This is a genomic window from Rhizobium sp. YIM 134829 (assembly GCF_046546455.1).
Genome location: NZ_JBKHKI010000007.1, coordinates 52,517 through 76,084, shown reverse-complemented (window position 1 = coordinate 76,084; position 23,568 = coordinate 52,517). Strand labels below are relative to the sequence as shown.

Here is a 23,568-nt window from a genome sequence, read left to right as displayed (position 1 = left end):
GCAGCTTGCCCGACGGTGAGATCCGTGACAAGTTCCCTAGACAAGTAAGCGGCATGAGAGGGGATGATCATGGCCTTGTTCTGCGAAACCGCGCTGCTCTCGGACGGATGGCATTCCGGTGTGCGGATCGAGATCGGCCCGCAGGGCACCATCACCGCGCTCTCCAGCCAGAATGCGCCAGAGCCGGGCGATACGCTGGCCAAGGGCCCGGTTCTGCCGACGCTGGCCAATTGCCACTCCCACGCCTTCCAGCGTGCCATGGCCGGGCTGGCGGAGATCGCCGGATCAACGGAGGACAGTTTCTGGACCTGGCGCGTGATGATGTATCGCCTGGCGGGACTGCTGACGCCGGACGACATGCAGGCCGTGGCCGCCAAGTTGTACAGTGAACTTCTCAAAGGCGGTTTCGGTCGGGTGACCGAGTTCCACTATGTCCACCACCAGGCGGACGGCGCTGTCTATGCCACGCACGGCGAAACCTCGCTGCGCATCCTTAAAGCAGCGGAGGTGACCGGGATCGGGCTCACCCACCTGCCGGTCTTCTATGCCCAGAGTGGCTTCGGCGGTGCGGAACCCCATGCAGGCCAGCGGCCCTTCCTCCATACTGTCGACGGCTTCCTGACGCTGCTCGACAGCCTTAGGACGCCCTTCGCGGAGGCGGGCGCGACGCTCGGCGCGGCCATTCACTCGTTGCGCGCCGCCACGCCGGAGCAGATGCAGGCTCTGCTTGAGGCGGGGCTCGGCAGCGGTCCGATCCACATCCATGTCGGCGAGCAGGAAAAAGAGGTGGAGGATTGCCTGGCCTGGAGCGGGCGCCGCCCCGTCGAATGGATGCTGGACGAGCTGCCGGTTGATCATCGCTGGTGCGCAATCCATGCGACCCATATGACCGAAACGGAGACAAGCCGGCTTGCCGCATCCGGCGCGGTGGCCGGTCTCTGCCCGGCCACCGAGGCCAATCTCGGCGACGGCATCTTTCCGGCCACCCAATTGCTTTCCGAAGGCGGACGCATCGCGATCGGCACGGATAGCCATGTCGCGACCAGTGTCGCGGAAGAGCTGCGGCTGCTGGAATATGGCCAACGGTTGCGGGATCGCCGGCGCAACCGACTGGTCGCCGGGGCCGGCTCTTCCGCCGGACGAACCATGATCGAGGCCGCGCTCAAAGGCGGCGCGCAGGCGGCGGGCCAGACCTCCGCCGGCCTTGCAGTTGGCGCGCCCGCCGATCTCCTGGTGCTCGACGGCGGTTCCCCCTATCTTGCGGAGGCACGGGGCGACCAGATTATCGACCGCTGGATCTTCGCGCTCGGTGCTGAGGCGGTGCGCGATGTCATGATCGCCGGCTGCTGGCGGATCGAGGATCGCCGCCATACGCAAGATGAGGCGATCGACCGCGCCTTTGCCGCGGTACTTCGCAAGATCGGCTAGGGACGCTGCGGCCCTCTGCTATGCCTGGTCGGGCGTGCCGAGCATGGTGGGATAATCGGAAACCAAGAGCCGCCACGGCGCCTCGTCTTCCTCGATGCCCGAGAAGCGGGTGACCTCGGGATCCTCGAAAATATTGTCGGCCGTATCGTCATTGACGGTCGAGACCTCGGCGACGAAGACATCGGCCTCCTCCGCCCAGAAGGCGTGCCAGTCGCCCGGCATCAGCGTCACGCTCTCGCCGGGGGACAGTCGCAGCCGCTCGCCCGGCGCCAGCGTCCGCTCGATCCCGTCGCAGAAGACGGTGGTGCCCTTCTGTCGGTCGCAGGCGTCGCTGGTGCCGCCGAAGAGCTCGACCACCAGCACGCCGCCGCCGCGGTTGATGATGTCCTCGCTCTTGACGATATGGGTGTGGTTCGGGGTCAGCTGATCCTTTCGCGAGATCATCGCCTTTTCGGCATAGACCATGCCGCCGCCGCGCTTCAAATCCTCCAGGCGCCCATTGCGGGTGGTGAAGAGCAGGAGCCCGGTCTTCAGAAAATCGCCCTTGCCGAAATCGGTCATGTCCCAGCCGAGCCCGGCGCGCAGGATCGCCGAGATCTCGCCCTTGCGCGCTTTCATCTCTTCCGGGCTCCAGCGCGAGAAGGGCGGCAGAATATAGCCGTGCGAGAGCATGAAGGCCTCGGCCTCGCGCAGGATGCGGTTGATGTCGGATCGGAGCAATCTGGTCGTCATGATCGATCTTTCTATGTCAGCGAACGCCGATGCCGGCGGTCAGGCCGCCATCGATGCGGTGATCGCTGCCGGTGATGAAGCCTGCCTTGTCGGAGGCCAGGAAGGCGATGAGGGCGGCGACCTCCTCCGGCTCGCCGATGCGGCCAATCGGATGGGCGGCGCCGAAGCGGGCAAACACGTCGTCGACATCCGCCTCCGGCCCGGAAAGCGTGCGCGCCGCGAGCTCCAGGATCGGCGTGCGCACCGAGCCGGGGCTGACCGAGACGACGCGGATCCGGTCCTTCGCGAAATCGAGCGCCATGGCGCGGGTCAGCGCGTGGATCGCGCCTTTGGAGGCGACATAGGCGGCGACGCCGCTCTGGCAGGCATGGCCCTGGACGCTGGAAAGGTTGACGATGACGCCGCCGCCGCGCTTGCGCATTTCGGGAACGCCGGCCTTCGCGGTCAGGTGGATCGAGCCGACATTGACGGCGAGGCAGCGCATGAAGGTTTCGAAGGAGGTCTCGACCGCATCGCCATAGGGATGGATCGCCGCCGCATTGACGAGGATATCGATACCCCCCTGAAGCGCAGAGGCCTGATCGATCGCCGCCTGAACCGCGTCGGGATCGGAGACATCGGTTTCGAGGACGAGGAGCCCCTGGTCTCGCCCCTCCTCCGCCAGCGCGGCATTGGCCGCTCGGTCGATGCCGAGCGCCACGACTTGAGCGCCATCTCTGGCGAGCGCCAGGCTGGAGGCGCGGCCAATGCCGGTCGTCCCCGTGACGACTGCCACTTTTCCGGAAAACTCACTCACCGGCGCCGCCTCCTCTTTCATCGTCTGTTGCCGCGCCAGCATCCGGAATGAACACCAGGCCCGCGCTCAAATGTCGGTCCATGTGATAGGCGAACCCGATCCGGTCACGCGCGGTCAGCGCATCGAGGATCGCGCGGTGCTCGCGGTAGACGCTTTCGAGCGTCGAGCGCTTGGATTTGCCTGCCATCATCAGCCGCTGGATCACCGGCTGCAGCATGCCATAGGTCTCGGTCAGCGTCCGGTTTCCCGCAGCTGTGACCAGCATCATGTGGAAGCGGAAGTCGAGCGCCGAGGCCTCCTCGGGGCTTGTCGCCGAACGGATGGCCGCATTCACCTCCTCGATCGCCGCGACGGTCGCAGGCGAGAGGTTTGTCACCAGGAGATCGTAGAGATTCATCTCCGTCAGTCGGCGATAGCCCTGAATGTCCTGGAAGGCATCGGCGGAGACATCCATGGCGAAGGCGAAGAGATCGCGCATGGCGGTCTGATGCTGGTCGGTCAGCACGGCGCCGAGCTTCTGGCGCGATTCGGCGATGCCATAGGCCTTCAACGTCCGGAAGGCTTCGCGCACCGTGTTGCGGCTGGAGCCGAACATTTCGGCAAGCTCGACTTCGCCGGGCAGCACGTCGCCCACCTTCAAGCCGCGTGCGCGGATCAGGCTGCGGATCTGGCCGACCATGTCATCGACCGCAGACACACCCCTTTCCTGCTCAGCCGTTCCTGCCACCAGTCTTCCTCCATCCCTAGAGACCGTAATATGTTGGCCTTAATTTTGCAAATTGAAATCTTGCTTGCCAAATCGCTTCGTTTTTGCCCCTATTGTCCAACATAAGAGGGAGGAGCATGGGATGTTGGAAAGCTGGCGCTGGTTCGGGCCGAAGGATCCGGTGACGCTGTCGCATGCACGCCAAGCCGGCGCGCAGGGCATTGTCTCCGCGCTTCACCACATCTATGACGGCCGCAGCTGGACCGACGAGGATGTGCTCTCCCACAAACGGTTGATCGAGGAGGCCGGCATGGTGTGGTCGGTCTGCGAGAGCATTCCGGTCAATTCGGCAATCAAGCTGCGCAGCGGCGCATGGCGGTCCTATATCGACAGCTGGAAGGATAGCCTCGCCGCCATCGGCCGCGCTGGCATCCCCGTCGTCTGCTATAATTTCATGCCCGTGGTCGACTGGACGCGCACGAACCTCCGATTTCCGACTGCGACCGGTGGTCTGGCGCTGCGCTTCGACATGGCGGATTTCGCCGCCTACGATCTCTTCGTGCTGAAGCGCGCCCATGCCGAGGCGGACTATCCGCCGGCCCTGGTGGAAACCGCGCGGGCCCGTCTTGCCGCGATGTCGGAAAGCGAAATCGCCACGCTGGAGGTCAATATCATCGCCGGCCTGCCCGGCAAGGAAGACAGCCATACGCGGGAAGGGATCCGCGCGGAGATCGCCAGCTTCGACGGCGTGACCCCGGAGGATATGCGCGCCAATCTGGTCGCCTTCCTGCAGGAGGTCGTGCCGGTTGCGGCCGATTGCGGCGTGAGGCTCGCGATCCATCCGGATGATCCGCCGTTCTCGCTCTTCGGCCTGCCGCGCGTCGTCTCGCGCGACGCCGATGTCGCGCATCTCCTCTCCACCGTCGATCACCCCTCAAACGGCATCACGCTCTGTGCCGGCTCCTATGGCTCGCGCGCCGACAATGACGTGGTGGCGATGGCGAGGCGCTTTGCCGAGCGCATCCATTTCGTGCATCTGCGCAATGTGAAGACGGAAGCCGATGGTTCGTTCATCGAGTCCGACCATCTCGCCGGCGACGTCAACATGGTCTCGCTGGTCTCGGTGCTGCGGCGCGAGGAGGAGCGGCGCAGACGGGCGGGACGGGCGGACAGCACCATCCCCTTCCGGCCCGATCATGGCCATCTGCTGATCGACGACCAGATCAAGACGGTGAATCCCGGCTATTCCTGCATCGGTCGGCTGAAGGGTCTCGCCGAACTGCGCGGCGTGATCGCCGCCGTCGACCAGCTGGACCAGACGCTCGCGGCCTGAGACAGTGATGCGAGAACGCAGGCGACCGTCAGGCTCCGCCGATCACCCGGCGGAGCAGAGGCACCACCTTGCTCTTCTTGACCGCATCCTTGATCCGGCCTGTTCCTTGAAGATTGCCAGGCCCAGGCGGAGCATTTCGCGCTCCCAAGCGCGTGAAGATGAAAGGATGCCGAAAGTGCAATCGGCTCCCAAGACGGAGAAGTGCGGAATGGGGTACTGCTCTGGTGGCGCTTCATAGAATAGAATTTTAGTAGATTAAATTGACTCTCATTCAGCTTGGCGCGACACTGCATGCTCGATCGACCAGACGTGGAGACCGATATGCCGATGAGCTTCAGCCTCTTCACTTTCGACTTCTTCGGCGCTTGGCGTCGCGCGAGACATGAAACGCTGCAGGACACTGCTGCTGTGAAGACCGAATGGGCCGATACCCGCCAGGATCCATCGGGGGATGGACAGCGGGCCGTGGACGAGGCCAAGTTCTGGGGCATCGAAAGCGTCCCGGTCGCCTGATCCTCGGATCGATTGTGACGGACCGCCGGTCATGTCGTCTCTTCATCGCCCGACCTCCAAAGCTTGGGCTAAGGCGGATCTCGTCTCAACAAAGCTGACTGGTCAGACATGTTCTTGCCGGCGGAAACTGACCTTCGAATGAGTGCGCCTGCCATGACCCCTCGCCCCCTCGCTTCTGATCGCGCCCTGACGATCGCCATTGTCGGGGGCGGGTTCACCGGTGCTGCGGTGGCAGTGCATCTGGCGGCCGGCCAGCCTTTGCCGGGCGGCACGCGTGTGGTGGTGGTCGAGCCGCGCGCAGTGATCGGCCAGGGCCTCGCCTATAGCACCGAAGATCCGGCGCACCGCGTCAACGTGCCGGCCGGCAAGATGACCCTCTTCCCCGATAAACCGGCTGACTTCGAGACCTACCTCGCGACCGCCGGCACCGCTGCGCAGGATGCCGCCCTGATGGGTCGAGACGGCCAGCCCTATCCGCACCGCGCCACCTTCGGCGCCTATGTCGCGAGCCATGTTGCCCCTCTGCTCGCCGCCGGGCGGATCGAACATTGGCGGACAGAACTCGATCAGCTGACGCCTGAGCCGCGCGGATATAGGCTGAAGGGCGCGGATGGCGATGTCTTGCGGGCGGATCTCGTCGTGCTCGCCGTCAGCCATCCCGCGCCGTCGCTGCCGCGGGCGCTTCTCGCGGTGCGCGACGACCCCAAGCTGATCGCGGACGTCACGAAGCCCGGAGCGCTGGCGCCGGTTGAACCCCACGATCGCGTGCTGATCCTCGGCAACGGGCTGACCTCGGCCGATGTGATCGCCACGCTGGCGCGCCAAGGTCATGAGGGGCCGATCACCACTCTCTCGCGGCGCGGCCTTCGCTCCCGCGGCCATGCGGCGCTCGGCCAGGAGCTGTTCGGCGATTTCGTTACGCCGCCGGCCGGCACGGCGCGTGCGCTGCTGCGGCGCATCCGCCGGGCAATCGCCGAGGCCGCCGCTGAAGGGCGGAGCTGGCACGCCGTGATCGATGCCGTGCGCGCCCAGGGCCAGGCGGTCTGGGCGGATCTTCCGCTCGGCGAGCAGCGGCGGATCGTGCGCCATCTTCGCCCCTTCTGGGATGTCCACCGCTTCCGCATTGCTCCCCAGGTCGAGGATACGGTCCTGGCCGCACTCTCGGCTGGGCGGCTGCAGGTCGTTGCGGGCTCGGTGTCTGCCGTCGCGCGGGCGCCGCACGGATTCCTCGTCACGCTGCGCGAGCGCCACGTCCGCGAGGCGCGTGCCATCGAGGTCGACGCGATCGTGGTGACGACGGGCCCGGCGCATGGCAGCATCCTCGACAGCCAGGAACTGCTGCGCGGCCTGGCCGAGGACGGCCTGCTTCGCCCCTGCCCGACCGGACTCGGCATCCTCTGCGACCGGAACGCCCATCCGCTGGCAAGCGATGGCGGGCCGGTCGACGACCTCTTCATCGCCGGTCCGCTGGCGCGCGGCACCTTCGGCGAGCTAATGGGCCTTCCGCAGGTGACGGAGCACGCGGTCTTCATCGCCGGACAGCTGCGCGACCGTGTTGCGCGACGCGCGCTCGGCGCGAGTGCCGCATAAGCCGCTCAGGCAGAGGCAAATACGCGCATGGTTCTTCCCGGTCTTCGGCTATCATTGGAATATCATTCCTTATAGATCTGATAGAGTTTCAGCATGGTCGGGGCTGTTTCAGTCAGCGGCTCCTCCGCTTCATCAGGACTTTACTCATGGCCCTCGACACGCCACTCGACTTCCTCTGGTTCATTCCGTCGTCCGGAGATGGCGCCTATCTTGGTTCGGATGATCTCAGCCGGCAGCCCGATCCCGCCTATTTCCGCGAGATCGCCAAGGCGGCCGACCGCCTCGGCTATTCCGGCGTTCTGATCCCGACCGGCGTCGCCTGTGAAGAGAGCTTCATCCTGGCAGCCGATCTTGCCGCCCATACCGAGCGGTTGAAATTCCTGGTGGCGATCCGCCCCGGCGTTGCGTCTCCGGCTTATTACGCCCGCCTTGCCTCGACGCTCGACCGCGTGTCCAATGGTCGCCTCCTCTTGAACATCGTCGTCGGCGGCAGCGCCCAGGAGCTCGCCGGCGACGGCATCTTCCTGCCGCATGACGAACGCTACGACCATGCGAGCGAATTCTTCGAGGTCTTCAACGCCCTGATCGAGACCGGCAAGGCCAATCTCGACGGCCGCTATATCAAGGCAATCGATGCGAGACTCGGCCTGCCGCCGGTGCAGGAGCCGCGCCCGCCGCTCTATTTCGGCGGCTCGTCCGATGCGGCCATCGCCTTTTCGGGCGGGCTGACCGACAAATACCTGACCTGGGGCGAGCCCCCGGCGCAGGTGGCCGAAAAGATCGCCGCCGTCCGCAAGGCGGCCGAGGCGCATGGCAAGGCGGTGACCTTCGGAATCCGGCTGCATTTCATCGTACGTGAAACCGACGAGGAAGCCTGGGCTGCCGCCGACCGGCTGATCGCGAAGCTCTCCGACGAGACGATCGCCGCCGCGCAGCAGGTGTTTGCCCGCAGTTCCGACTCCGTCGGTCAGGCGCGCATGGTAGCCCTGCATCAGGGCCGGCGCGACAAGCTGGAAGTCTCGCCGAACCTCTGGGCCGGCATCGGCCTCGTTCGCTCCGGTGCGGGCACGGCACTGGTCGGCTCGCCGAAGACCGTGGCCGCGCGGCTGCGCGAATATCAGGATCTCGGCATCGACACGGTCATCGCCTCCGGCTATCCGCATCTCGAGGAGGCCTATCGCGTCTCGGAACTGCTTTTCCCGGAGCTGGGTCTCCCCGGGCCGCATGGCCAGATCCGCTCCTCCTTCGGCGAGCATCAGCTGTTCGGCGGCGGCGGTCACGGCGGCAACGTCAAGACCGCTTCCGCCTCCTGACCGGCCGGCTGGTGGAATGAATTTGACATTTGATACCCACCCGCGGCGATCTCGAGGATCAAATGTCAAATTCGTAAATTCCACTCGAAACATAAACTTAGCTAGTGGTCTTTGTGATTTTGACATTTGCTCTCAAGGGCTCAGCAAGCGGTAGCAAATGTCAAAATCAGACCACCAGAGCCCGTCCGGTGGGCACCCGTTCACCGGACAGGATCGAGCCCCTGTTCGATCGCATGAGCTGCGACGAGGCGACCGCGCCGCGTCCGTCCCTGCTTTCCATCCCTCCCTCCGACCTGAGGTGTGAACCCGATGAACATCCAGACCGCGCCCCTGATCCCGCTGCATGCCGAGGACCCCGAGGCTCGACCCGATGCCGATCCCCAGGCGCTGAAAGCCGCGCTGCGGAGGCTGGCCGGCGGGGTCAGCGTCATCACGACCGGCACCGGCGACGCCCGCACCGGCGCGACCGTCACCTCGGCCACCGCACTCTCCATGCATCCGCCGCGCATGCTCGTCTCCCTGAACAGGAGCTCCTCGACCTGGCCGGTCCTGGAGGCGCACGGCTTCTTTGGCGTCAACATCATCGGTCCGGAGCACCAGACGATCGCCAATCAGTTTGCGGGCGTTGGCGGGCTGAAGGGCGTCGATCGCTATCAGGGCGGCGCCTGGCAGAGCCTCCTGACCGGCGCGTTGCTGCTCGAGGATGCGGTGGCGGCCATCGACTGCGAAGTCGAAGAGGCAATTGAGCGGCACAGCCACGTGCTCGTCATCGGCCGGGTCGTCGGGGTCCGCACCGGCGAGGGCGTCTCGCTTGCCTATGTCGACGGGGCTTATCACCGGCTTGGCTGATCCCTCAATCGCGCCTTCCTGAGCCAGCTCACAATCATCCTTCAAAGCCCGTGGCTGGTCTAGCCTTCGGGCTTTACTCTTTGGATTGTGTGGACATGCAGGATTGACGCACAGGGCGCCAGCTCAGCGGAGTACTATATATAATTAGTAGATAATAATTGCGCGGGAGACCGGAAACGACGACGGGATTTTCGCAGCTGCGAGGAAGATCAGGCGTTCATCCTTCGTCATGCGCGCTCCAATACGGCATCTTCGAATGGTCTTCTGGACCGAACCACCACAGGAAAAAACTATGACACACACAGGCGGAAATACACCCTCCCTCCTTCGTCGCGCGCTCCTCGGCGCCACGCTCGCGGTCGCGCTGTCACCCTTTGCGGCACCGCAGGCGAGCATCGCGGCCGACAAGGAGATCAAGGTCGGCATCATCAGCGGCGAGGATGAAGATGTCTGGCGCGCCGTACAGGAAGAAGGCGCCAAGCGCGGGCTGAAGATCGAAACCGTCGTCTTCAACGACTACACCCAGCCGAATGAAGCGCTGGAGCGCGGCGAGATCGACGCCAATGCCTTCCAGCACAAGCCCTATCTCGACAACCAGATCAAGCAGCACGGCTACAAGATCGTCCCCGTCGGCTATACGGGCGTCTGGCCGATCGGCCTCTATTCGAAGACCGCCAAGTCGGTCGCCGAGCTGAAGGACGGCGCGACCATCGGCGTGCCGAACGATCCATCGAACGAGGGCCGCGCGCTTCGGGTTCTGCAGAATGAAGGCCTGATCAAGCTCAAGGACGGCACGGGCATTCTCGCCACCATCGCCGACATCGTCGAGAACCCGAAGTCGATCGAGATCAAGGAACTCGATGCCGGCATCGTCGGCCGCTCGATCGACGATCTCGACGCCGCCGTCGTCAACACCGACTGGGCGCTGAAGGCAGGCCTCACCCCGGCCGAACGGATCGCCCAGGAGCCGATCGCCGACAATCCCTATCGGAACTTCATTGCCGTCAAGGAAGGGTCGGAGAAGGAAGAATGGGTCAAGGCCCTCGTTGCCTCCTACCAGAACGAGACGGTCAAGGCCGTGTTCGACAAGGTCTACAAGGGCACGGGCCTCGCCGCCTACTGAGCCTTCATCCCTCTCAGCTCTGCGAGGCGGCCGGTTCTCCTGCCGCCTCGTTCCTGTTTCCGGAGTTCTCCATGACCACGCTTTCTTCCCGGCCGGGCAACGGCCAGACCGGGCCGGCCGATGATCTCGTGATCGCGCTTCACGATGTCCACCGCCGATTCCACGCCGTCCAGGCCCTGGACGGCATTTCTCTCGAGGTCCGCAAGGGCGAGATCCTCGGCATTATCGGCCGCAGCGGCGCCGGCAAGTCGACGCTGATCCGCTGCTTGAACGGCCTCGAGCGACCCGACCGCGGCTCGATCCGCATCGAAGGCACCGAGATCGCAGGTCTCACCGAACGCGCCCTGCAGCCGCTGCGCCGCCGGATCGGCATGATCTTTCAGCATTTCAATCTGCTCTCCGCCAAGACGGTGGAGGAGAACGTCGCCCTGCCGCTGAAGATCGCCGGCCTGGCACGCGAAGAGCGCCGGGCGCGGGCCCGCGCGCTTCTCGATCTGGTCGGCCTCGCCGACAAGGCGAGCGCCTATCCGGCGGCCCTTTCCGGCGGCCAGAAGCAGCGCGTCGGCATTGCCCGGGCGCTCGCCGCTGAGCCGGCCCTGCTGCTGTCCGATGAAGCAACCTCCGCGCTCGATCCCGAGACGACCCGCTCGATCCTCGCTCTGCTGCGCGACATCAACCGCAAACTCGGGCTCACCATCGTGCTGATCACCCATGAGATGGACGTGGTGCGCGCCGTGGCCGACCGGGTGGCGGTGATCGATGCCGGCCGCATCGTGGAGGAAGGCCCTGTCTGGCGCGTCTTCTCCGATCCGCAGGCGCAGATCACGCGCAGCCTGCTGCAGGGCAGCCGCCCTCAGCTCCCGGAAACGCTCGCCGCCCGTCTCGGCGAGCCGGCTTCGGGCAGCACGGCGATCCTCAGCCTCGACGCCGCAGGGCAAGCGGTGGTCGACGGCGTTCAGGCAACGCTGGCCCGTTTATCCCCCGAGGGTGTGCGCATTCTCCATGGCGGCATCGAGCAGATCCAGTCGCAACCGGTCGCCCGCCTCTTTCTCGGCCTGCCCGGCGAGCAGGCACTCGTCGATCGCGTCCTTTCTGACTTGAGCGCGCAGGGTGCGCGCCTGGAGGTTCTCGGCCATGTCGCCAATCCTGTTTAACCTGCTGTTGAAATCGCTCTGGGAAACGGTGCTGATGACGCTCGCCTCCGGCGCCATCTCCTTCGTGGCCGGCCTGCCCTTGGGCCTCGCTCTGGTCGCGACCGCCAAGGGCGGCATTGCCGAAAATCTGTGGTTCAACCGCACCCTCGGGGCGGTGGTGAACGGGTTCCGCTCCGTCCCCTTCATCATCCTGCTCGTCGCCCTCATCCCGCTGACGCGGCTGATCGTCGGCACGGCGCTCGGCACCTGGGCAGCGATCGTGCCGCTCGCCATTGCCGCGACGCCCTACTACGCCCGGATCGCCGAAGTCTCGCTGCGCGAGATCGATCGCGGCCTGATCGACGCCGTGCGCGCCATGGGCGGCAATCGCTGGACCATCCTGCGCGAGGTCCTGGTGCCGGAAGCGCTGCCCGGTCTCGTCGCCGGCTTCACCGTGACGCTGGTGACGCTGATCGGCGCCTCCGCCATGGCCGGCGCGATCGGGGCCGGCGGCCTTGGCGACCTGGCGATCCGCTACGGCTATCAGCGCTTCGAAACCGCGGTCATGGTGGCGGTGGTCGTTGTCCTCATTGTGCTGGTCAGCCTGATTCAATGGGGTGGCGACTGGCTGGTGGCCCGCCTCGAACGGCGGTGACGCGCTGAGCCAAGCGGCCGCCCGTCAGGGTGGCGGCCGCGCATGGCCGCGCGTCTTGCGCGCGGCTGGAAACCCATTCCGCGCTGCCGGAGCAAATTAGAATGAACCGGTCGAAACAGCTGCGGTCCGTGCGGTGCTGTCTCTCTATAAATTGCATCGACAATTTAAGCTGCGGTCCTCTGCTGAACCCCTGAGGAGCCCCACAATGACTGCCCTGACCCGCCGCCGCTTTGCCCAATTCGCCGCCGGCACCGGCCTCGCCGTGATGCTGAGCGCGGGAAGCGCCTTCAGCGCCGATGTGACCATCAATATTGGCTACCAGCCGATCGTCGAGCCCTCTCGCGTGCCGCAGGCCGACGGCACCTATGAGACGGCGACGAAGGCGGCGATCAACTGGCAGAAGTTCGACAGCGGCGCCGATGTCATCGCCGCCATCGCCTCCGGCTCGCTGGATATCGGCTATGTCGGCTCCTCGCCGCTGGCGGCCGCAGCCAGCCGGCAGCTGCCGATCGAGACGATCGCCCTCGTCGGGCTGATCAGCGAGGCTGAAGCGCTTGCCGTCCGCAACATCTCCAAGCCGGAAGAGCTGGCTGGCAAGAAGATCGCCACGCCCTTCGTCTCCACCGCCCATTACAGTCTGCTGACCGCGCTCAAGCACTGGAACATCGATCCGAAATCCGTCGAGATCCTGAACCTGCGCCCGCCGGAAATCGCCGCCGCCTGGTCGCGCGGTGATATCGACGGCGCCTATGTCTGGGATCCGGTCCTCTCGCAGATCAAGACGAGCGGCAAGGTTCTCGCCACCTCCGCCGATGTCGCCAAATGGGGCGGCCCGACCTTCGATGCGTGGATCGTCAGCAAGAGCTTTGCCGAGGCGCATCCCGATCTCGTCGCCACCTTCGTCAAGGTGACCGGCAATGCGACAGCCGACTACCGGGCCAATCCGGACAAATGGGGTGCCGGCTCGCCGCAGGCGGAGAAGATCGCCAAGCTGACCGGCGCCAAGCCCGAAGAAGTGCCGGCGCTGCTGAAGGGCTATGAATTCCCGACGCTCGAGGAGCAGGCCGGCGAGGCGCTGCTCGGCGGCGGCACGGTCAAGGCTGTGGCCGCCACCTCGGCCTTCCTCAAGGAGCAGGGCAAGATCCCGAGCGTTCTCGACGATTACAGCGGCTATGTCTCGCCGCGTTGGGTCAAGGACGCCGCCAAGCTTTCCTTCTGATGCGAAAACCCGCGGCGCCGGCTGAACGTCGGCCGGCGCCGCTCTGCCCATTCAAGGAGCGCGCCTCCCATGACCAATCGCCTGCTCTTCGACGCCGTCAGTCTCGCCTATTCGGCGAAGGGGCGTGCCGATCATCTTGTGCTCGACCGGATCACCCTCTCGGTCACGAGCGGCGAGTTCGTGGTGATCATCGGCCGGTCCGGGTCGGGCAAGACGAGCCTTCTCAACCTCGCAGCCGGCTTCCAGCGCCCGACATCCGGATCCGTGCTGGTCGACGGCGCGGTGGTGACGGGGCCTGGCGCAGACCGCGCGGTGGTCTTCCAAGACGATGCGCTCTATCCCTGGCTGACCGCCCGCGACAACATCGCCTTTCCGCTGGCGCTGAAGGGCAGCGGCGCCAAAGAGCGGCGGCAGGTCGCCGATGATCTCCTCGCCCGCGTCGGGCTGAAGGATGCGGGCGACCGGCGGATCTGGGAGCTCTCCGGGGGAATGCGCCAGCGCGTCGGCATCGCCAGGGCGCTGGCGGCCGACCCGCGTTTTTTGCTGCTCGACGAGCCGCTTGGCGCGCTGGATGCGCTGACCCGGGCACGACTGCAGCTCTTCGTCCTCGACATCTGGAAGGCGAGCCGCGCCGGCGCGCTGCTGATCACCCACTCGATCGACGAGGCCCTGCTGCTCGCCACGCGCATCGTCGTGCTGCAGCCCAATCCCGGCCGCATCGGCACCATTCTCGAGACGCGCTTCGCCGCCGAGATCCTGGACGGCGCCGATCCGCGCCAGCTGCGCCAATCCGCCCGCTTCCGCAGCCTGCATGACGAACTGACCGGCCTGATCCATGCCGACCAGGACGAGGATGTTGCGGCATGAGCGCCCTTGCAGACCACGCCAGCGACCAGCAGACGGACGCGACGACGGGCTCATCCTCCATCATCGGGCCCACTGTCATTGAGCCGGCACCCTCCGAGTCCTCCGCAACAGAGCGCCGCACTGGCCGGAGCGGCATTCCGACGACGATCATCTCGCTCCTCACCGTGCTGGCGCTGTTTCTGGCCTGGTGGGCGGCGTCCGCCTATGGCTCCGTCTCGCCGGTCTTCCTGCCCTCCCCCATCGTGGTGGCGAGCTCCTTCTGGTCGCTGATCACCACCGGCTTCGTCGATTCGACGCTTTTCCAACATCTCGGCGCCAGCCTCGGTCGGGTACTCGGCGCGCTGGCCGTCTCGCTGGTGATCGGTGTGCCCGCCGGCCTGCTCATCGCCACCAGCCGGGTCGGGCGCGGCGTGCTCGATCCGATCGTCGAATTCCTTCGCCCGCTGCCGCCGCTCGCCTATCTGCCGCTGATCATCATCTGGGTGGGGATCGGGGAAGCCTCCAAGATCACGGTCATCGCCCTTTCCATGCTGCCGCCGATCATTCTGTCGACCAGCGCCGGCGTCAGGGCCGTGCCGAAGGACTTCGTCAATGCCGCCCGCTCCTTCGGTGCCAGGCCGCATCAGGTGCTGCTGCGCGTGCGCGTTCCCGCGGCGCTGCCGAGTATCCTGACCGGCGTGCGGATCGCGCTCGGCACGGGCTGGTCGACCCTGGTTGCCGCCGAGCTGGTCGCCGCCACCCGCGGCCTCGGCTTCATGATCCAGTCGGCCGCGCAATTTCTCGTCACCGATGTCGTGATCGCCGGCATCGCGGTCATCGCCATCGTCGCCTTCGCGCTCGAATGGCTGGCCCGCTGGATCGAACGCCGCTTCGTTCCCTGGGCCAATCCCTCCCGCGACCGATGATCCCGCACCGGCGCGTGCGGTAGGGCCGCAGTATCGTTCAGGCAAGTCCGAAACGCCCGGTTGGAAAGGTTTGAGTCATGTCCGAAGGTGCTTTGGTCGATACGCTGATCCTCCCCGGCCTGAACGGCTCGCCGCCCGGCCACTGGCAGGCGCATTGGGCGGCGGAGCAGCCCGGGGCGCGCATGCTGATCCAGGAGGATTGGGCCTGTCCCCGGCTTGAAGACTGGCTCGCCCGCCTCGAGGATGCGCTGAGTGGGCTCGACGCGGTCTGGCTGGTGGCCCATAGCCTCGGCGCGATCCTCGCCGCCAATCTGGCCGATCGTCTCTCGGCCGCCAAGGTGAAGGGGGCGCTGCTTGTGGCGCCGTCCGATCTCGACCATGTCGAGGCGCTCCATCCCTGTATCGTGCGGTTCGGGACCATGCCGACCCGCCGCCTGCCCTTTCCAAGCGTCGTCGTCGCCAGCCGCAACGACCCCTATATGCCCTTCGACGCGGCACGGCATTATGCGCAGCTGTGGGGCAGCGATCTCGCCGATCTCGGCCATGTCGGCCATATCAACATCGCCAGCGGCTTTGGCCGCTGGTCGCAGGGCCAGGCCCTCCTCGATCGCCTGCGCGCGTCATTCCGCCCGCCGCGGCCCGCCATCTCGGTGCCGCTCGGCGTCATCCAGAGCCAATCCTCTCCGCGCTCCCGCCTGGGCTCCTGACAGACCTTCAGCAACAGACATCGCATCGGGCCCGCTCGACCAGAGACTGACGGTCTTGCCGGCCAAGCCAAGGCGTTGACGCAGGACTGAGCCAGCGCCGCTCGGTCACGCGAGTTTGCGAGCCTCGATACTGCCGGCGTGGGAAGATGGAAGGCGGTCGCCCTGGTCGAAGAGCTTGCGCCGAAGCGTGCCCTCCGCATAGGCCGTCTTGTAGGCGCCGCGGCTCTGCAGCTCCGGCACGACGATGTCGATGAAATCGACATAGCTTTCCGGCACGACGGTGCGGGTCAGGTTGAAGCCGTCGATATCGCCTTCGTCGACCCATCGGATCAGCTGCTCGGCGACCTCCGCCCCGTCGCCGACGATCAGCGGATAGCGGCCGCCGATCGCCAGCTCCTTCAGAAGCTGGCGCTTGGTCCAGCCCTTCTGGCGGGCGAGCTGCGTCACCGACTGGATCGCATTGCCGGGGGAATAGTCGATCGGCTCGTCGAGCTCGAAGCGCGAGAGATCAAGGCCGCTTCCGGCAGAGAAGTGGGCGAGCCCCGCTTCGGGGCTGGCGTGATCGAGATAGTCGGCAAGCTTCTCCTGCGCCTCCGCCGCCGTGCGGCCGGGAACAACCGTGATGCCGACGAAGATCTTGATATCGTGCGGTCGGCGCCCGGCTGCCACCGCCTCCTCCCGCAGCGCCTTGGCGGTGCGCGCGGCCGCGGCCGGGTCGGTGGCGCCGATGAAGATGCATTCGGCATGGCGGGCGGCAAACTGGCGGCCGCGCCCGGAGGTGCCGGCCTGGAACAGTACAGGCGTGCGCTGCGGGGACGGCTCGGCCAGATGATAGCCTTCGCAGCGGTAATAGGGTCCCTCATGGTGGATGGGGCGAACGCGCGCCGGCTCGGCGAAGACGCGCCGCGCCTTGTCGCGCACCACGGCATCCTCCGCCCAGCTCGCCTCCCAGAGCTTGTAGAGCACGTCGAGATAATCGTCCGCGCGGTCATAGCGGTTGTCATGCTCGCCGAGGCCGGTCTGGCCGAGCGCGCGGGCCGCGCTGTCGAGATAGCCGGTGACGATATTCCAGCCGATGCGGCCCTCTGTCAGATGGTCGAGCGTCGACATGCGCCGCGCGAAACTGTAGGGGGCCTCGACACTGGTGTTGACGGTGACGCCGAAGCCGAGATTCTGCGTCGCCGCCGCCATGGCGGAGATGAGCAGGATCGGATCATTGACCGGGAGCTGCACGGATTCCTTCAGCGTCAGGTCCACCGAGCCCTGATAGATGTCGTAGACGCCGATGATATCGGCCAGGAACAGCCCGTCGAACAGGCCGCGCTCCAGCGTCCGGGCCAGATCCGTCCAGTAGGAAAGCCGGGTATAATCCTGCGACCGGTCGCGCGGATGCGTCCAGAGGCCGTGGTTGATATGGCCGACGCAGTTCATGCTGAAGGCGTTGAGGAGGATTTGTTTTCTTGAGGACATGCGGGACTTCACTGTTGCAGGACGGGACCGCGGCTCAGAGTGCGCCGTGGCGCGGCGGAAGCCGGCCGTTCAGATAGTATTGGCCGATCGCCTGATATTTCCAGCGGACCGGATCGTGGAGCGTATGGGTCCGGACATTGCGCCAGTGCCGGTCGTAATTGTCGCCCGCCATCGTCGAGGATGTCCCTGAGAGCTCGAAAAGCTTGTTAGCCGCAAGCAGCCCGGCCTTGGTCGATAGGATCTTCGCCTCGGCAACGGCGATCGACGCGGCGGCCACGCTGTCTTCGTCAGGCTTCGCCATTGCCGCATCGACAGCCAGTCCCGCACGGCGCAGCAGCGCCTGCGCGGCCCGCAGCTTGACCCGCACCTGGCCGATCTCGCTCAGCGTCAGCGGATCCTCCGCGGCGGTCTCGACCTTGGCATCGATCCAGGGTCGGGCGCGGCTTCGCACGAAGGCGAGAAGATCACGGTAAGCGCCCTCGCCGATCCCGAGGTCGATCGCCGCATGGATGATCTGCGCCAGCGGACCGATGGTCGTCGGCGTCTCGAAGGACGCCTGGAAGGGGACGATCCATTGCTCCTCGACCGGCACCGCCTCGAACCGCACGGTGCCGCTGCCGGTGACCCGCTGGCCGAACCCGTCCCAATCGTCGAGAACCGTCACGCCCGGCGCGGTGCGCGGGATGAAGACCAGGTGAGTCTTCGCCTCCGCCCCCTCGCCCGCCACCGCGAGCGTCGGGATCCAATGGGCGAAGATCGCGCCGGTGCAATAGGATTTCGTGCCGTCGACCCGGAATCCGGTCTCATCGCGGATCAGCCGGGTGCGTCGCTTGAAGTCGCGAACGCCTGTCTCGGCGAGAGCATTGCCGGTGCGTTCGCCGGCCAGCACGCGGTCGTAGAAGAACCGCTTCTGCGCCTCGCTGCCGCCGACCCGCAGCACTTCGAGCGAGTAGTAGTGGTTCTGCGGAATCTGCGAGATCGATCCGTCGCTGGCGGCAATAAGTGCCGTGACCCGGGCGAGCGTTGCGGAGGAGACGCCCGCTCCGCCATAGGCCTTGGGCACGCTGATGCCCCAGAGACCCGTTGACACAAAACGGTCGAGCTCCTCCCAGGGCAGGCGGCGATCCCGGTCACGCTCCGATGCGCTTGTCCGCAGTTCGCCGGCAAAGGATTCTGCCACGGCGATCGCCTCCTCGTCCGAGGTGATCAGATGCGGCCGCGTCTTCGGGGCGGCTGCGGGTGCCGGATGGTCGCGGTCAGCCATGGTCAGTTCCACTGGTGGCGCGCCGGCAGCACGCCGTTGAGTTCGTAATTGCCGATCAGATGATGTTTCCATCGCACCGGATCGTGCAGCGTGTGTACCCGCGCATTGCGCCAATGTCGGTCAAGATTGTGGATAGCGCGCGTGGCGGCGGATCCGGCGATGTCGAACAGGGTCTCGCTGGCCTCGAGCGCGATCTCGGTGGTCAGGATCTTGGCTTCGGCGACGGCGACGGAGGCGCGGGCGCTGGCCTCGGCGGTAACCGGCGCTCCGGCCAGCACGTCCAGCAGCCGGCCAGCCTCGTAGAGGATCTCTTGAGCGGCATGCAGACTGGTAGCAAGCGCCCCAACGCTGTGGTGGATGGTCGGATCGTCGACCGCCTGCTCCAGGCCGGAATCGACCCAGGGGCGGGCGCGGGTACGGACGAAGTCGAGCGCATCGGCAAAGGCCGCCTGGGCGATACCGGCATCGATTGCCGCCTGGATCAGCTGGGAGATCGGCCCGGCGAGACCCGGCTGGTCCTTGAAGGCATGCACGGGCAGGACGAGCAGGGGATCGATCGGCACCCGATCGAAGCGCACCGTGCCGCTCGCCGTCGTGCGCTGGCCGAAGGCGCTCCAATCGTCGACCACGGTCACGCCCGGCGCATCGCCGCGCGCCCAGACCTGGAGCGCACGACCCTCGGCGTCCACCGCGCGGGTCGGGATGTAATGCGCGAAGATCGACCCCGTGGAATAGAAGCGCTCGCCCGAGAGCACCAGCCCATCCGACGTCTCCTCCAGCCGGGTGGTGGCGATGGTGACGAGCTTGGTCTTCCGCTCGGGGCCGGCATTGCCGATGCGGTAGCCTGCCAGCACATCCGCATAGATTCGCGCCTTCTGCGCCTCGGTGCCGATATCGGCCACCAGTGCCAGCACGCCGAAATGGTTCTGCGGGATCTGCCCGAGTGAGGGATCGGCGGCGCAGAGGATCTCGAAGACCCTGGCCAGCGTCTCATAGCCCGCACCGGTGCCGCCATAGGCTTTCGGGACGGTGATGGCGCCGAGCCCGCTCTCGGTATAGGCCTCAATCTCATCCCATGGCAGGCGCCGCTCGCGATCGCGCAATGAGGCCTCGACACGGAAACGCTCGGCGAGGCCATGGGCGATGTCGAGCGCCTCCTGATCGTCGCGGATGCGGTGAACGGGCCGCGGCGGCGCGGGGCGGCGGGGTGCGCCGGCCTCGGCTGCGGGCAGATCTTCGACGGGGCGGCTGCGGGACATGCTCACCTTGAATGCCTCGCTCTGACTGCGGTCGTACCGGACATCAGCGGGCCCGCAGGTGGCGAACCACCGCATCGCCGGCAAACTGGACGAGGCAGACGGTGGCGATCAGCACGACGAGCACCGCCAGCATCACGGTCGTGTCGAAGCGCTGATAGCCGTAGCGGATCGCCATGTCGCCGAGTCCTCCGGCCCCCACCGCGCCCGCCATCGCCGAGGCGCCGATCATCGAGACGAGGGTGATGGTGAAACCGCCGACGAGGCCCGGAAGCGCCTCGGGCAGCAGCACATGGCGAATGATGTGCCAGCGGCGGCAGCCGATCGCCTGCGCCGCCTCGATCAACCCCGGCTGGACCTCGCGCAGGCTAACCTCGGCAATCCGCGCCAGGAAGGGCGTGGCGCTGATCGACAGCGGCACGATGGCCGCCCAGACCCCGATCGTGGTGCCGGTCACCAGCCGGGTGAAGGGCAGGAGCGCGACCAGGAGCACGATGAAGGGGGCGGCACGAAAACCGTTGATGATCGCACCGAGAATTCGGTGGCTCCGCGGAGCCGCGATAAGCCCGCCCGGCGCGGAGAGCACCAGAAAAATGGCGAGCGGCAGCCCGACGAGGAGTGCGATCAGGGCGGACACGCCGACCATGGTCAGCGTGTCGAGAAAGGCCTGCCAGAGGCGATCAACCATCTGCGGGGACATAACCGAGTATCCTTGCGGCATGCGCCAGATCCTGGCGGGCGATCAGCGCCGGCAACTTGTCATGGGCCGGAGCGGAGAGGATGAGGCGGCCGCTCAAATGGCCGTCGATCCGATCGAGCTGGCTCTGGACGATCAGGGTGCCTTGGCCGAGCAGAGCGACGAGGCGCCCGAGGTCGGGCTGGCGGTCACCGCGGCCGGTGTAGCGGACTTCGACCAGCGCGCGGGCGTCGCCGCCATGCCATTGCTCGACAAGCCGCGCCGCCAGATCCTCCGGCAGACCGCGGTCGAGAGGCGCGAGGAGGGCGCGCGTCGCGGCATGGCCCGGATGGCCGAAGACCTCCCAGACGTAGCCCGTCTCGGCGATCCGCCCGGCATCGAGAACGAGGACATGGTCGCAGATCTCGCGGATGACGCTCATCTCATGGGTGATCAGCACGATGGTGAGGCCGAGACGGCGGTTGATATCCTTGAGCAGCGACAGAATGGAGACGGTGGTTTCCGGATCGAGCGCCGACGTCGCCTCGTCGCAGAGCAGGATTTCCGGCCGGCTGACGAGAGCGCGGGCAATGCCGACCCGCTGCTTCTGGCCGCCCGAGAGGCGGGAGGGATAGGTGGTCTCCTTGCCTTCCAGCCCCACGAGCTTCAGCACCTCGGCGACGCGGGTCGCGATTTCGGCTGCAGGAACGCCGGCAACCACCAGCGGCAGAGCCACATTGCCGAAGACGGTCTTGGCCGAGAGCAGGTTGAAATGCTGGAAGATCATGCCGACGCGACGGCGCAGCGCCACGAGCTCGCCCTCGCCATAGGCGGCAATGTCCTCGTCATCGACCAGGACGCGGCCGGAGCTCGGCTGTTCGAGACGGTTGATCATCCTGAGCAGGGTCGACTTGCCGGCGCCGGACCGGCCGATAATGCCGAAGATCGCCCCCGCGGGAATGGAAACGTCGATCTCCGCCAGGGCCTCGACGGCACCGGCGGAGGAGCGATAGACCTTGGCGACGCCCTCGAAGCGGACGGAGCCGGCAGGCCGGGGGGCGGACGCGGCAAGGCTACCCGGGCTCGCTTGAACAGCCTCGTCTCTCGCCACATGCGGCAACGCTCGCTCCCGAAGGAGGGTCGCTGCCTGATGCGCCGTGCCGTCGTCGAGGACGGTCACGCTCACTGGTCCCAGGCGATCGTGTAGAGCTTCGGATTGTGCGCGAAGCCCGTATCGATCGCGTCGCGCACCACCTTGGAGGTCTGGTAGAGCTCGACGACCTTCTTCAGCGCCGGATTGTCGGCCTTGTCCGTCTTGGCGGCGAAGACGATGGCGAAGCGCTTGTCGTCGACGCCCGAATAGATGAGGGCCGAACCGGGATCGAAAGTCTTGGCGGCGATGATGAAGTGCGGATAGCCGAGTGCCAGATCGACATCGGCGGTGACGCGCGCCAGCTGCGGACCTTCCACCTCGCGGAAGGTGACGTTCTTCGGATTGTCGACGATGTCGTCGAGCGTGCCGAGGAAGCCGACGCCCTCCTTGAGCTTGATCAGTCCGCCCTTCTCGAGAAGCAGCAGACCGCGGCCCTGATTGACGGGATCGCTGGCGATTGCCACGGTGGCGCCATCCGGCACGCTGGCGAAGTCCTTATGCTTCAGTGAATAGATGCCGATATTGGCAAGCGTGCCGACCCCGATCGGCGTGATGTCGTAGCCCTTCTGCTTGATCGCATTGGTGAGGAAGGGCACGTGCTGGAAGTAGTTGAGATCGAGGTCGCCCGCCTGCAGCGCTTCGTTGGGCGTCGTCCAGTCGCTGAATTCGATCACTTGAAGATCGATGCCCGCCGCCTTGGCCTCCGGCACCAGCGCTTCGACGGAATCGCCATAAACGCCGGGAACGACGCCGATCTTGACCGTTTCGGCCAGCGCTGGCCCGGCGACGGCGATCAGCAGTGCGGAAAGAATGGCAGTCAGCTTCATGGGTACCCCTCACATTCAGTTGTTCTCTAAATTAATAGAGTTTGTCCGTTATAAGAGGTTGGTTTGTTCCTTCCGCTGCCCAAAGGGGGAAAATCTTTCTCCCAGCTCGCTGCTTTTGGCAGGAGGCAGTGCGAAGAGGCATGGCGCCGATGCCTCGGCACGGGGAGCGGGAGACTTCGGGATGCCCCTTCAGCCCATCTGCTGGTGCTCACCATCGGGAACGAAGCCGAGGACGAAGTCGACCACCTTCTGCGACGACATCTCGCAGGGTTTGAGGGCGGCGCCGGCTGCCTGCAGATGATAGAGGTTGAAACTGACGATATCCGAGCCGTCGCGCGCCTCGCCATAAAGCCAAACGCGCTTCCCGTCGGTGGAGCGCCGGACGGTAACGCCCCAGCGCGCGCCCTCGAACCGCCCTTCGCTAGATCCCTCCGGCAAACGAGCGAGCGCTTCCGCAAAGCCGGGCGCGTTTGCGTCGGCGGAGGAGAACGTAGCCGGCGCAGGGGCAATGCCGTCGCCATGCGAAGATCCGGGTATCGGCCCGGAGTTAGGCTCGTCGGCTGCCATCCTCACGCTTCCCCCAACTCCTGCTGCATACCGTCCAAAGGTTTCCTCGAACGGCAAAGGCAATCACGGTCCGCCTACTAAAGCACACTTTGTACGGAACCGTCCCGAGCGTCAGGCGTTGAGCGTCCTCTAACGAAGAAAAGGAGGAAATACCAATGGATCACAGCAATCACGTCCGCCTCACCGAGACCGAATTGACCCCTGCCGTACTCGAAGGCGCCACCGTTTATGGTGCCGACGACCACAAGGTCGGAACGGTCGATCACGTCCATGGCGCTGGCGCTGGCAGCCGGGCGATCATCGATGTCGGCGGCTTCCTCGGCATCGGCGCAAAGCCGGTCGCCGTGCCGCTCGGCGACCTGGATTTCATGCGCGACGAATCCGGCGACGTCCATGCCGTCACCTCCTGGACCAAGGACCAGCTCAAGGCCATGCCCGAGCATAAGCACTGAGACTGGCGTCTTTCAAGCGCGGGCCGGCCTGAGC

At 66.0% G+C, this 23,568-nt stretch carries 24 protein-coding genes; 14 read left to right on the top strand and 10 right to left on the bottom strand.

Annotated elements, in window-relative coordinates; all coding sequences use genetic code 11:
* Window positions 1-63: 63 nt before the first annotated feature.
* The gene (hutF, locus tag ACLE20_RS13840) at window positions 64-1,428 is read left to right on the top strand and encodes a formimidoylglutamate deiminase (RefSeq protein WP_410940895.1); all 1,365 of its coding nucleotides are present in this window, start codon (window positions 64-66) and stop codon (window positions 1,426-1,428) included.
* A gap of 18 nt (window positions 1,429-1,446) precedes the next feature.
* On the opposite strand, the gene ACLE20_RS13835 is transcribed toward hutF, so the two are convergent.
* From ACLE20_RS13835 to ACLE20_RS13825, 3 genes are read right to left on the bottom strand one after another with little or no spacing between them, the layout of a single operon-like run.
* A complete protein-coding gene (locus ACLE20_RS13835) occupies window positions 1,447-2,148 on the bottom strand; it encodes a D-lyxose/D-mannose family sugar isomerase (protein WP_410940987.1) in 702 nt (233 codons plus the stop codon).
* Between the two features lie 28 nt (window positions 2,149-2,176).
* Window positions 2,177-2,956: an SDR family NAD(P)-dependent oxidoreductase gene (locus ACLE20_RS13830; RefSeq protein ID WP_410940894.1), complete on the bottom strand. Its 780-nt coding sequence runs from the start codon at window positions 2,954-2,956 to the stop codon at window positions 2,177-2,179.
* On the bottom strand, window positions 2,949-3,653 hold the full coding sequence (locus tag ACLE20_RS13825; protein ID WP_410940893.1) for a FadR/GntR family transcriptional regulator: 705 nt from the start codon (window positions 3,651-3,653) through the stop codon (window positions 2,949-2,951). Before ACLE20_RS13825 ends, ACLE20_RS13830 begins: the two co-directional genes overlap by 8 nt.
* Before the next feature lie 151 nt (window positions 3,654-3,804).
* On the opposite strand from ACLE20_RS13825, the gene uxuA reads away from it, so the two are divergent.
* The 12 genes from uxuA (at window position 3,805) to ACLE20_RS13765 (ending at window position 15,869) form a co-directional block, all read left to right on the top strand.
* Window positions 3,805-4,995, top strand: a complete 1,191-nt coding sequence (uxuA, locus tag ACLE20_RS13820; protein ID WP_410940892.1) for a mannonate dehydratase — start codon at window positions 3,805-3,807, stop codon at window positions 4,993-4,995.
* Between the two features lie 291 nt (window positions 4,996-5,286).
* Window positions 5,287-5,508, top strand: a complete 222-nt coding sequence (locus ACLE20_RS13815) for a hypothetical protein (protein WP_410940891.1) — start codon at window positions 5,287-5,289, stop codon at window positions 5,506-5,508.
* A 153-nt stretch (window positions 5,509-5,661) separates the two neighbouring features.
* On the top strand, window positions 5,662-7,098 hold the full coding sequence (locus tag ACLE20_RS13810) for an FAD/NAD(P)-binding protein (protein WP_410940890.1): 1,437 nt from the start codon (window positions 5,662-5,664) through the stop codon (window positions 7,096-7,098).
* A gap of 146 nt (window positions 7,099-7,244) precedes the next feature.
* Window positions 7,245-8,411: an FMNH2-dependent alkanesulfonate monooxygenase gene (ssuD, locus tag ACLE20_RS13805; RefSeq protein WP_410940889.1), complete on the top strand. Its 1,167-nt coding sequence runs from the start codon at window positions 7,245-7,247 to the stop codon at window positions 8,409-8,411.
* A gap of 309 nt (window positions 8,412-8,720) precedes the next feature.
* A complete protein-coding gene (locus tag ACLE20_RS13800; protein ID WP_410940888.1) occupies window positions 8,721-9,260 on the top strand; it encodes a flavin reductase family protein in 540 nt (179 codons plus the stop codon).
* 292 nt (window positions 9,261-9,552) lie between these two features.
* The gene (locus tag ACLE20_RS13795) at window positions 9,553-10,383 is read left to right on the top strand and encodes a MetQ/NlpA family lipoprotein (RefSeq protein ID WP_410940887.1); all 831 of its coding nucleotides are present in this window, start codon (window positions 9,553-9,555) and stop codon (window positions 10,381-10,383) included.
* Window positions 10,384-10,454: 71 nt separating this feature from the next.
* A complete protein-coding gene (locus ACLE20_RS13790; protein WP_410940886.1) occupies window positions 10,455-11,537 on the top strand; it encodes a methionine ABC transporter ATP-binding protein in 1,083 nt (360 codons plus the stop codon).
* Window positions 11,518-12,171: a methionine ABC transporter permease gene (locus ACLE20_RS13785; protein ID WP_410940885.1), complete on the top strand. Its 654-nt coding sequence runs from the start codon at window positions 11,518-11,520 to the stop codon at window positions 12,169-12,171. Before ACLE20_RS13790 ends, ACLE20_RS13785 begins: the two co-directional genes overlap by 20 nt.
* Before the next feature lie 205 nt (window positions 12,172-12,376).
* Window positions 12,377-13,390 carry a taurine ABC transporter substrate-binding protein gene (tauA, locus tag ACLE20_RS13780; RefSeq protein ID WP_410940884.1) on the top strand — a complete coding sequence of 338 codons (1,014 nt, stop codon included), beginning with the start codon at window positions 12,377-12,379 and terminating at the stop codon, window positions 13,388-13,390.
* A gap of 69 nt (window positions 13,391-13,459) precedes the next feature.
* Window positions 13,460-14,257, top strand: a complete 798-nt coding sequence (locus tag ACLE20_RS13775; protein WP_410940883.1) for a taurine ABC transporter ATP-binding protein — start codon at window positions 13,460-13,462, stop codon at window positions 14,255-14,257.
* Window positions 14,254-15,162 carry an ABC transporter permease subunit gene (locus ACLE20_RS13770; RefSeq protein ID WP_410940882.1) on the top strand — a complete coding sequence of 303 codons (909 nt, stop codon included), beginning with the start codon at window positions 14,254-14,256 and terminating at the stop codon, window positions 15,160-15,162. Before ACLE20_RS13775 ends, ACLE20_RS13770 begins: the two co-directional genes overlap by 4 nt.
* A gap of 92 nt (window positions 15,163-15,254) precedes the next feature.
* A complete protein-coding gene (locus ACLE20_RS13765) occupies window positions 15,255-15,869 on the top strand; it encodes an RBBP9/YdeN family alpha/beta hydrolase (protein WP_410940986.1) in 615 nt (204 codons plus the stop codon).
* Window positions 15,870-15,974: 105 nt separating this feature from the next.
* Here ACLE20_RS13765 and ACLE20_RS13760 read toward each other — a convergent pair whose 3' ends face one another.
* The 7 genes from ACLE20_RS13760 to ACLE20_RS13730 form a co-directional block, all read right to left on the bottom strand.
* The gene (locus ACLE20_RS13760; protein WP_410940881.1) at window positions 15,975-17,339 is read right to left on the bottom strand and encodes an LLM class flavin-dependent oxidoreductase; all 1,365 of its coding nucleotides are present in this window, start codon (window positions 17,337-17,339) and stop codon (window positions 15,975-15,977) included.
* A gap of 34 nt (window positions 17,340-17,373) precedes the next feature.
* Complete coding sequence (locus tag ACLE20_RS13755) at window positions 17,374-18,603, bottom strand: SfnB family sulfur acquisition oxidoreductase (RefSeq protein WP_410940880.1); 1,230 nt, start codon at window positions 18,601-18,603, stop codon at window positions 17,374-17,376.
* A gap of 2 nt (window positions 18,604-18,605) precedes the next feature.
* Complete coding sequence (locus tag ACLE20_RS13750; protein ID WP_410940985.1) at window positions 18,606-19,862, bottom strand: SfnB family sulfur acquisition oxidoreductase; 1,257 nt, start codon at window positions 19,860-19,862, stop codon at window positions 18,606-18,608.
* Between the two features lie 43 nt (window positions 19,863-19,905).
* The gene (locus ACLE20_RS13745; protein WP_410940879.1) at window positions 19,906-20,559 is read right to left on the bottom strand and encodes a methionine ABC transporter permease; all 654 of its coding nucleotides are present in this window, start codon (window positions 20,557-20,559) and stop codon (window positions 19,906-19,908) included.
* Window positions 20,540-21,655: a methionine ABC transporter ATP-binding protein gene (locus ACLE20_RS13740; RefSeq protein WP_410940984.1), complete on the bottom strand. Its 1,116-nt coding sequence runs from the start codon at window positions 21,653-21,655 to the stop codon at window positions 20,540-20,542. Before ACLE20_RS13740 ends, ACLE20_RS13745 begins: the two co-directional genes overlap by 20 nt.
* Window positions 21,656-21,717: 62 nt before the next feature.
* A complete protein-coding gene (locus ACLE20_RS13735; RefSeq protein ID WP_410940878.1) occupies window positions 21,718-22,515 on the bottom strand; it encodes a MetQ/NlpA family ABC transporter substrate-binding protein in 798 nt (265 codons plus the stop codon).
* A gap of 189 nt (window positions 22,516-22,704) precedes the next feature.
* Window positions 22,705-23,082 (bottom strand): hypothetical protein, encoded by a 378-nt coding sequence (locus tag ACLE20_RS13730; RefSeq protein ID WP_410940877.1) that lies wholly within the window; start codon window positions 23,080-23,082, stop codon window positions 22,705-22,707.
* Window positions 23,083-23,237: 155 nt separating this feature from the next.
* Between ACLE20_RS13730 and ACLE20_RS13725 the strand changes: the two genes are divergently transcribed.
* Window positions 23,238-23,534 (top strand): PRC-barrel domain-containing protein, encoded by a 297-nt coding sequence (locus tag ACLE20_RS13725; RefSeq protein WP_410940876.1) that lies wholly within the window; start codon window positions 23,238-23,240, stop codon window positions 23,532-23,534.
* The last annotated feature ends 34 nt before the right edge of the window (window positions 23,535-23,568 follow it).

What these genes read in the sequence shown, in the direction of transcription:
- ACLE20_RS13750 (WP_410940985.1), bottom strand. Translation starts at nt 19,862, where the DNA reads ATGTCCCGCAGCCGCCCCGTCGAAGATCTGCCCGCAGCCGAGGCCGGC.
- ACLE20_RS13755 (WP_410940880.1), bottom strand. Translation starts at nt 18,603, where the DNA reads ATGGCTGACCGCGACCATCCGGCACCCGCAGCCGCCCCGAAGACGCGG.
- ACLE20_RS13770 (WP_410940882.1), top strand. Translation starts at nt 14,254, where the DNA reads ATGAGCGCCCTTGCAGACCACGCCAGCGACCAGCAGACGGACGCGACG.
- ACLE20_RS13745 (WP_410940879.1), bottom strand. Translation starts at nt 20,559, where the DNA reads ATGTCCCCGCAGATGGTTGATCGCCTCTGGCAGGCCTTTCTCGACACG.
- ACLE20_RS13725 (WP_410940876.1), top strand. Translation starts at nt 23,238, where the DNA reads ATGGATCACAGCAATCACGTCCGCCTCACCGAGACCGAATTGACCCCT.
- ACLE20_RS13790 (WP_410940886.1), top strand. Translation starts at nt 10,455, where the DNA reads ATGACCACGCTTTCTTCCCGGCCGGGCAACGGCCAGACCGGGCCGGCC.
- tauA (WP_410940884.1), top strand. Translation starts at nt 12,377, where the DNA reads ATGACTGCCCTGACCCGCCGCCGCTTTGCCCAATTCGCCGCCGGCACC.
- ACLE20_RS13735 (WP_410940878.1), bottom strand. Translation starts at nt 22,515, where the DNA reads ATGAAGCTGACTGCCATTCTTTCCGCACTGCTGATCGCCGTCGCCGGG.
- ACLE20_RS13760 (WP_410940881.1), bottom strand. Translation starts at nt 17,339, where the DNA reads ATGTCCTCAAGAAAACAAATCCTCCTCAACGCCTTCAGCATGAACTGC.
- ACLE20_RS13785 (WP_410940885.1), top strand. Translation starts at nt 11,518, where the DNA reads ATGTCGCCAATCCTGTTTAACCTGCTGTTGAAATCGCTCTGGGAAACG.
- ACLE20_RS13795 (WP_410940887.1), top strand. Translation starts at nt 9,553, where the DNA reads ATGACACACACAGGCGGAAATACACCCTCCCTCCTTCGTCGCGCGCTC.
- hutF (WP_410940895.1), top strand. Translation starts at nt 64, where the DNA reads ATGATCATGGCCTTGTTCTGCGAAACCGCGCTGCTCTCGGACGGATGG.
- uxuA (WP_410940892.1), top strand. Translation starts at nt 3,805, where the DNA reads ATGTTGGAAAGCTGGCGCTGGTTCGGGCCGAAGGATCCGGTGACGCTG.
- ACLE20_RS13800 (WP_410940888.1), top strand. Translation starts at nt 8,721, where the DNA reads ATGAACATCCAGACCGCGCCCCTGATCCCGCTGCATGCCGAGGACCCC.
- ssuD (WP_410940889.1), top strand. Translation starts at nt 7,245, where the DNA reads ATGGCCCTCGACACGCCACTCGACTTCCTCTGGTTCATTCCGTCGTCC.
- ACLE20_RS13810 (WP_410940890.1), top strand. Translation starts at nt 5,662, where the DNA reads ATGACCCCTCGCCCCCTCGCTTCTGATCGCGCCCTGACGATCGCCATT.
- ACLE20_RS13730 (WP_410940877.1), bottom strand. Translation starts at nt 23,082, where the DNA reads ATGGCAGCCGACGAGCCTAACTCCGGGCCGATACCCGGATCTTCGCAT.
- ACLE20_RS13815 (WP_410940891.1), top strand. Translation starts at nt 5,287, where the DNA reads ATGCTCGATCGACCAGACGTGGAGACCGATATGCCGATGAGCTTCAGC.
- ACLE20_RS13775 (WP_410940883.1), top strand. Translation starts at nt 13,460, where the DNA reads ATGACCAATCGCCTGCTCTTCGACGCCGTCAGTCTCGCCTATTCGGCG.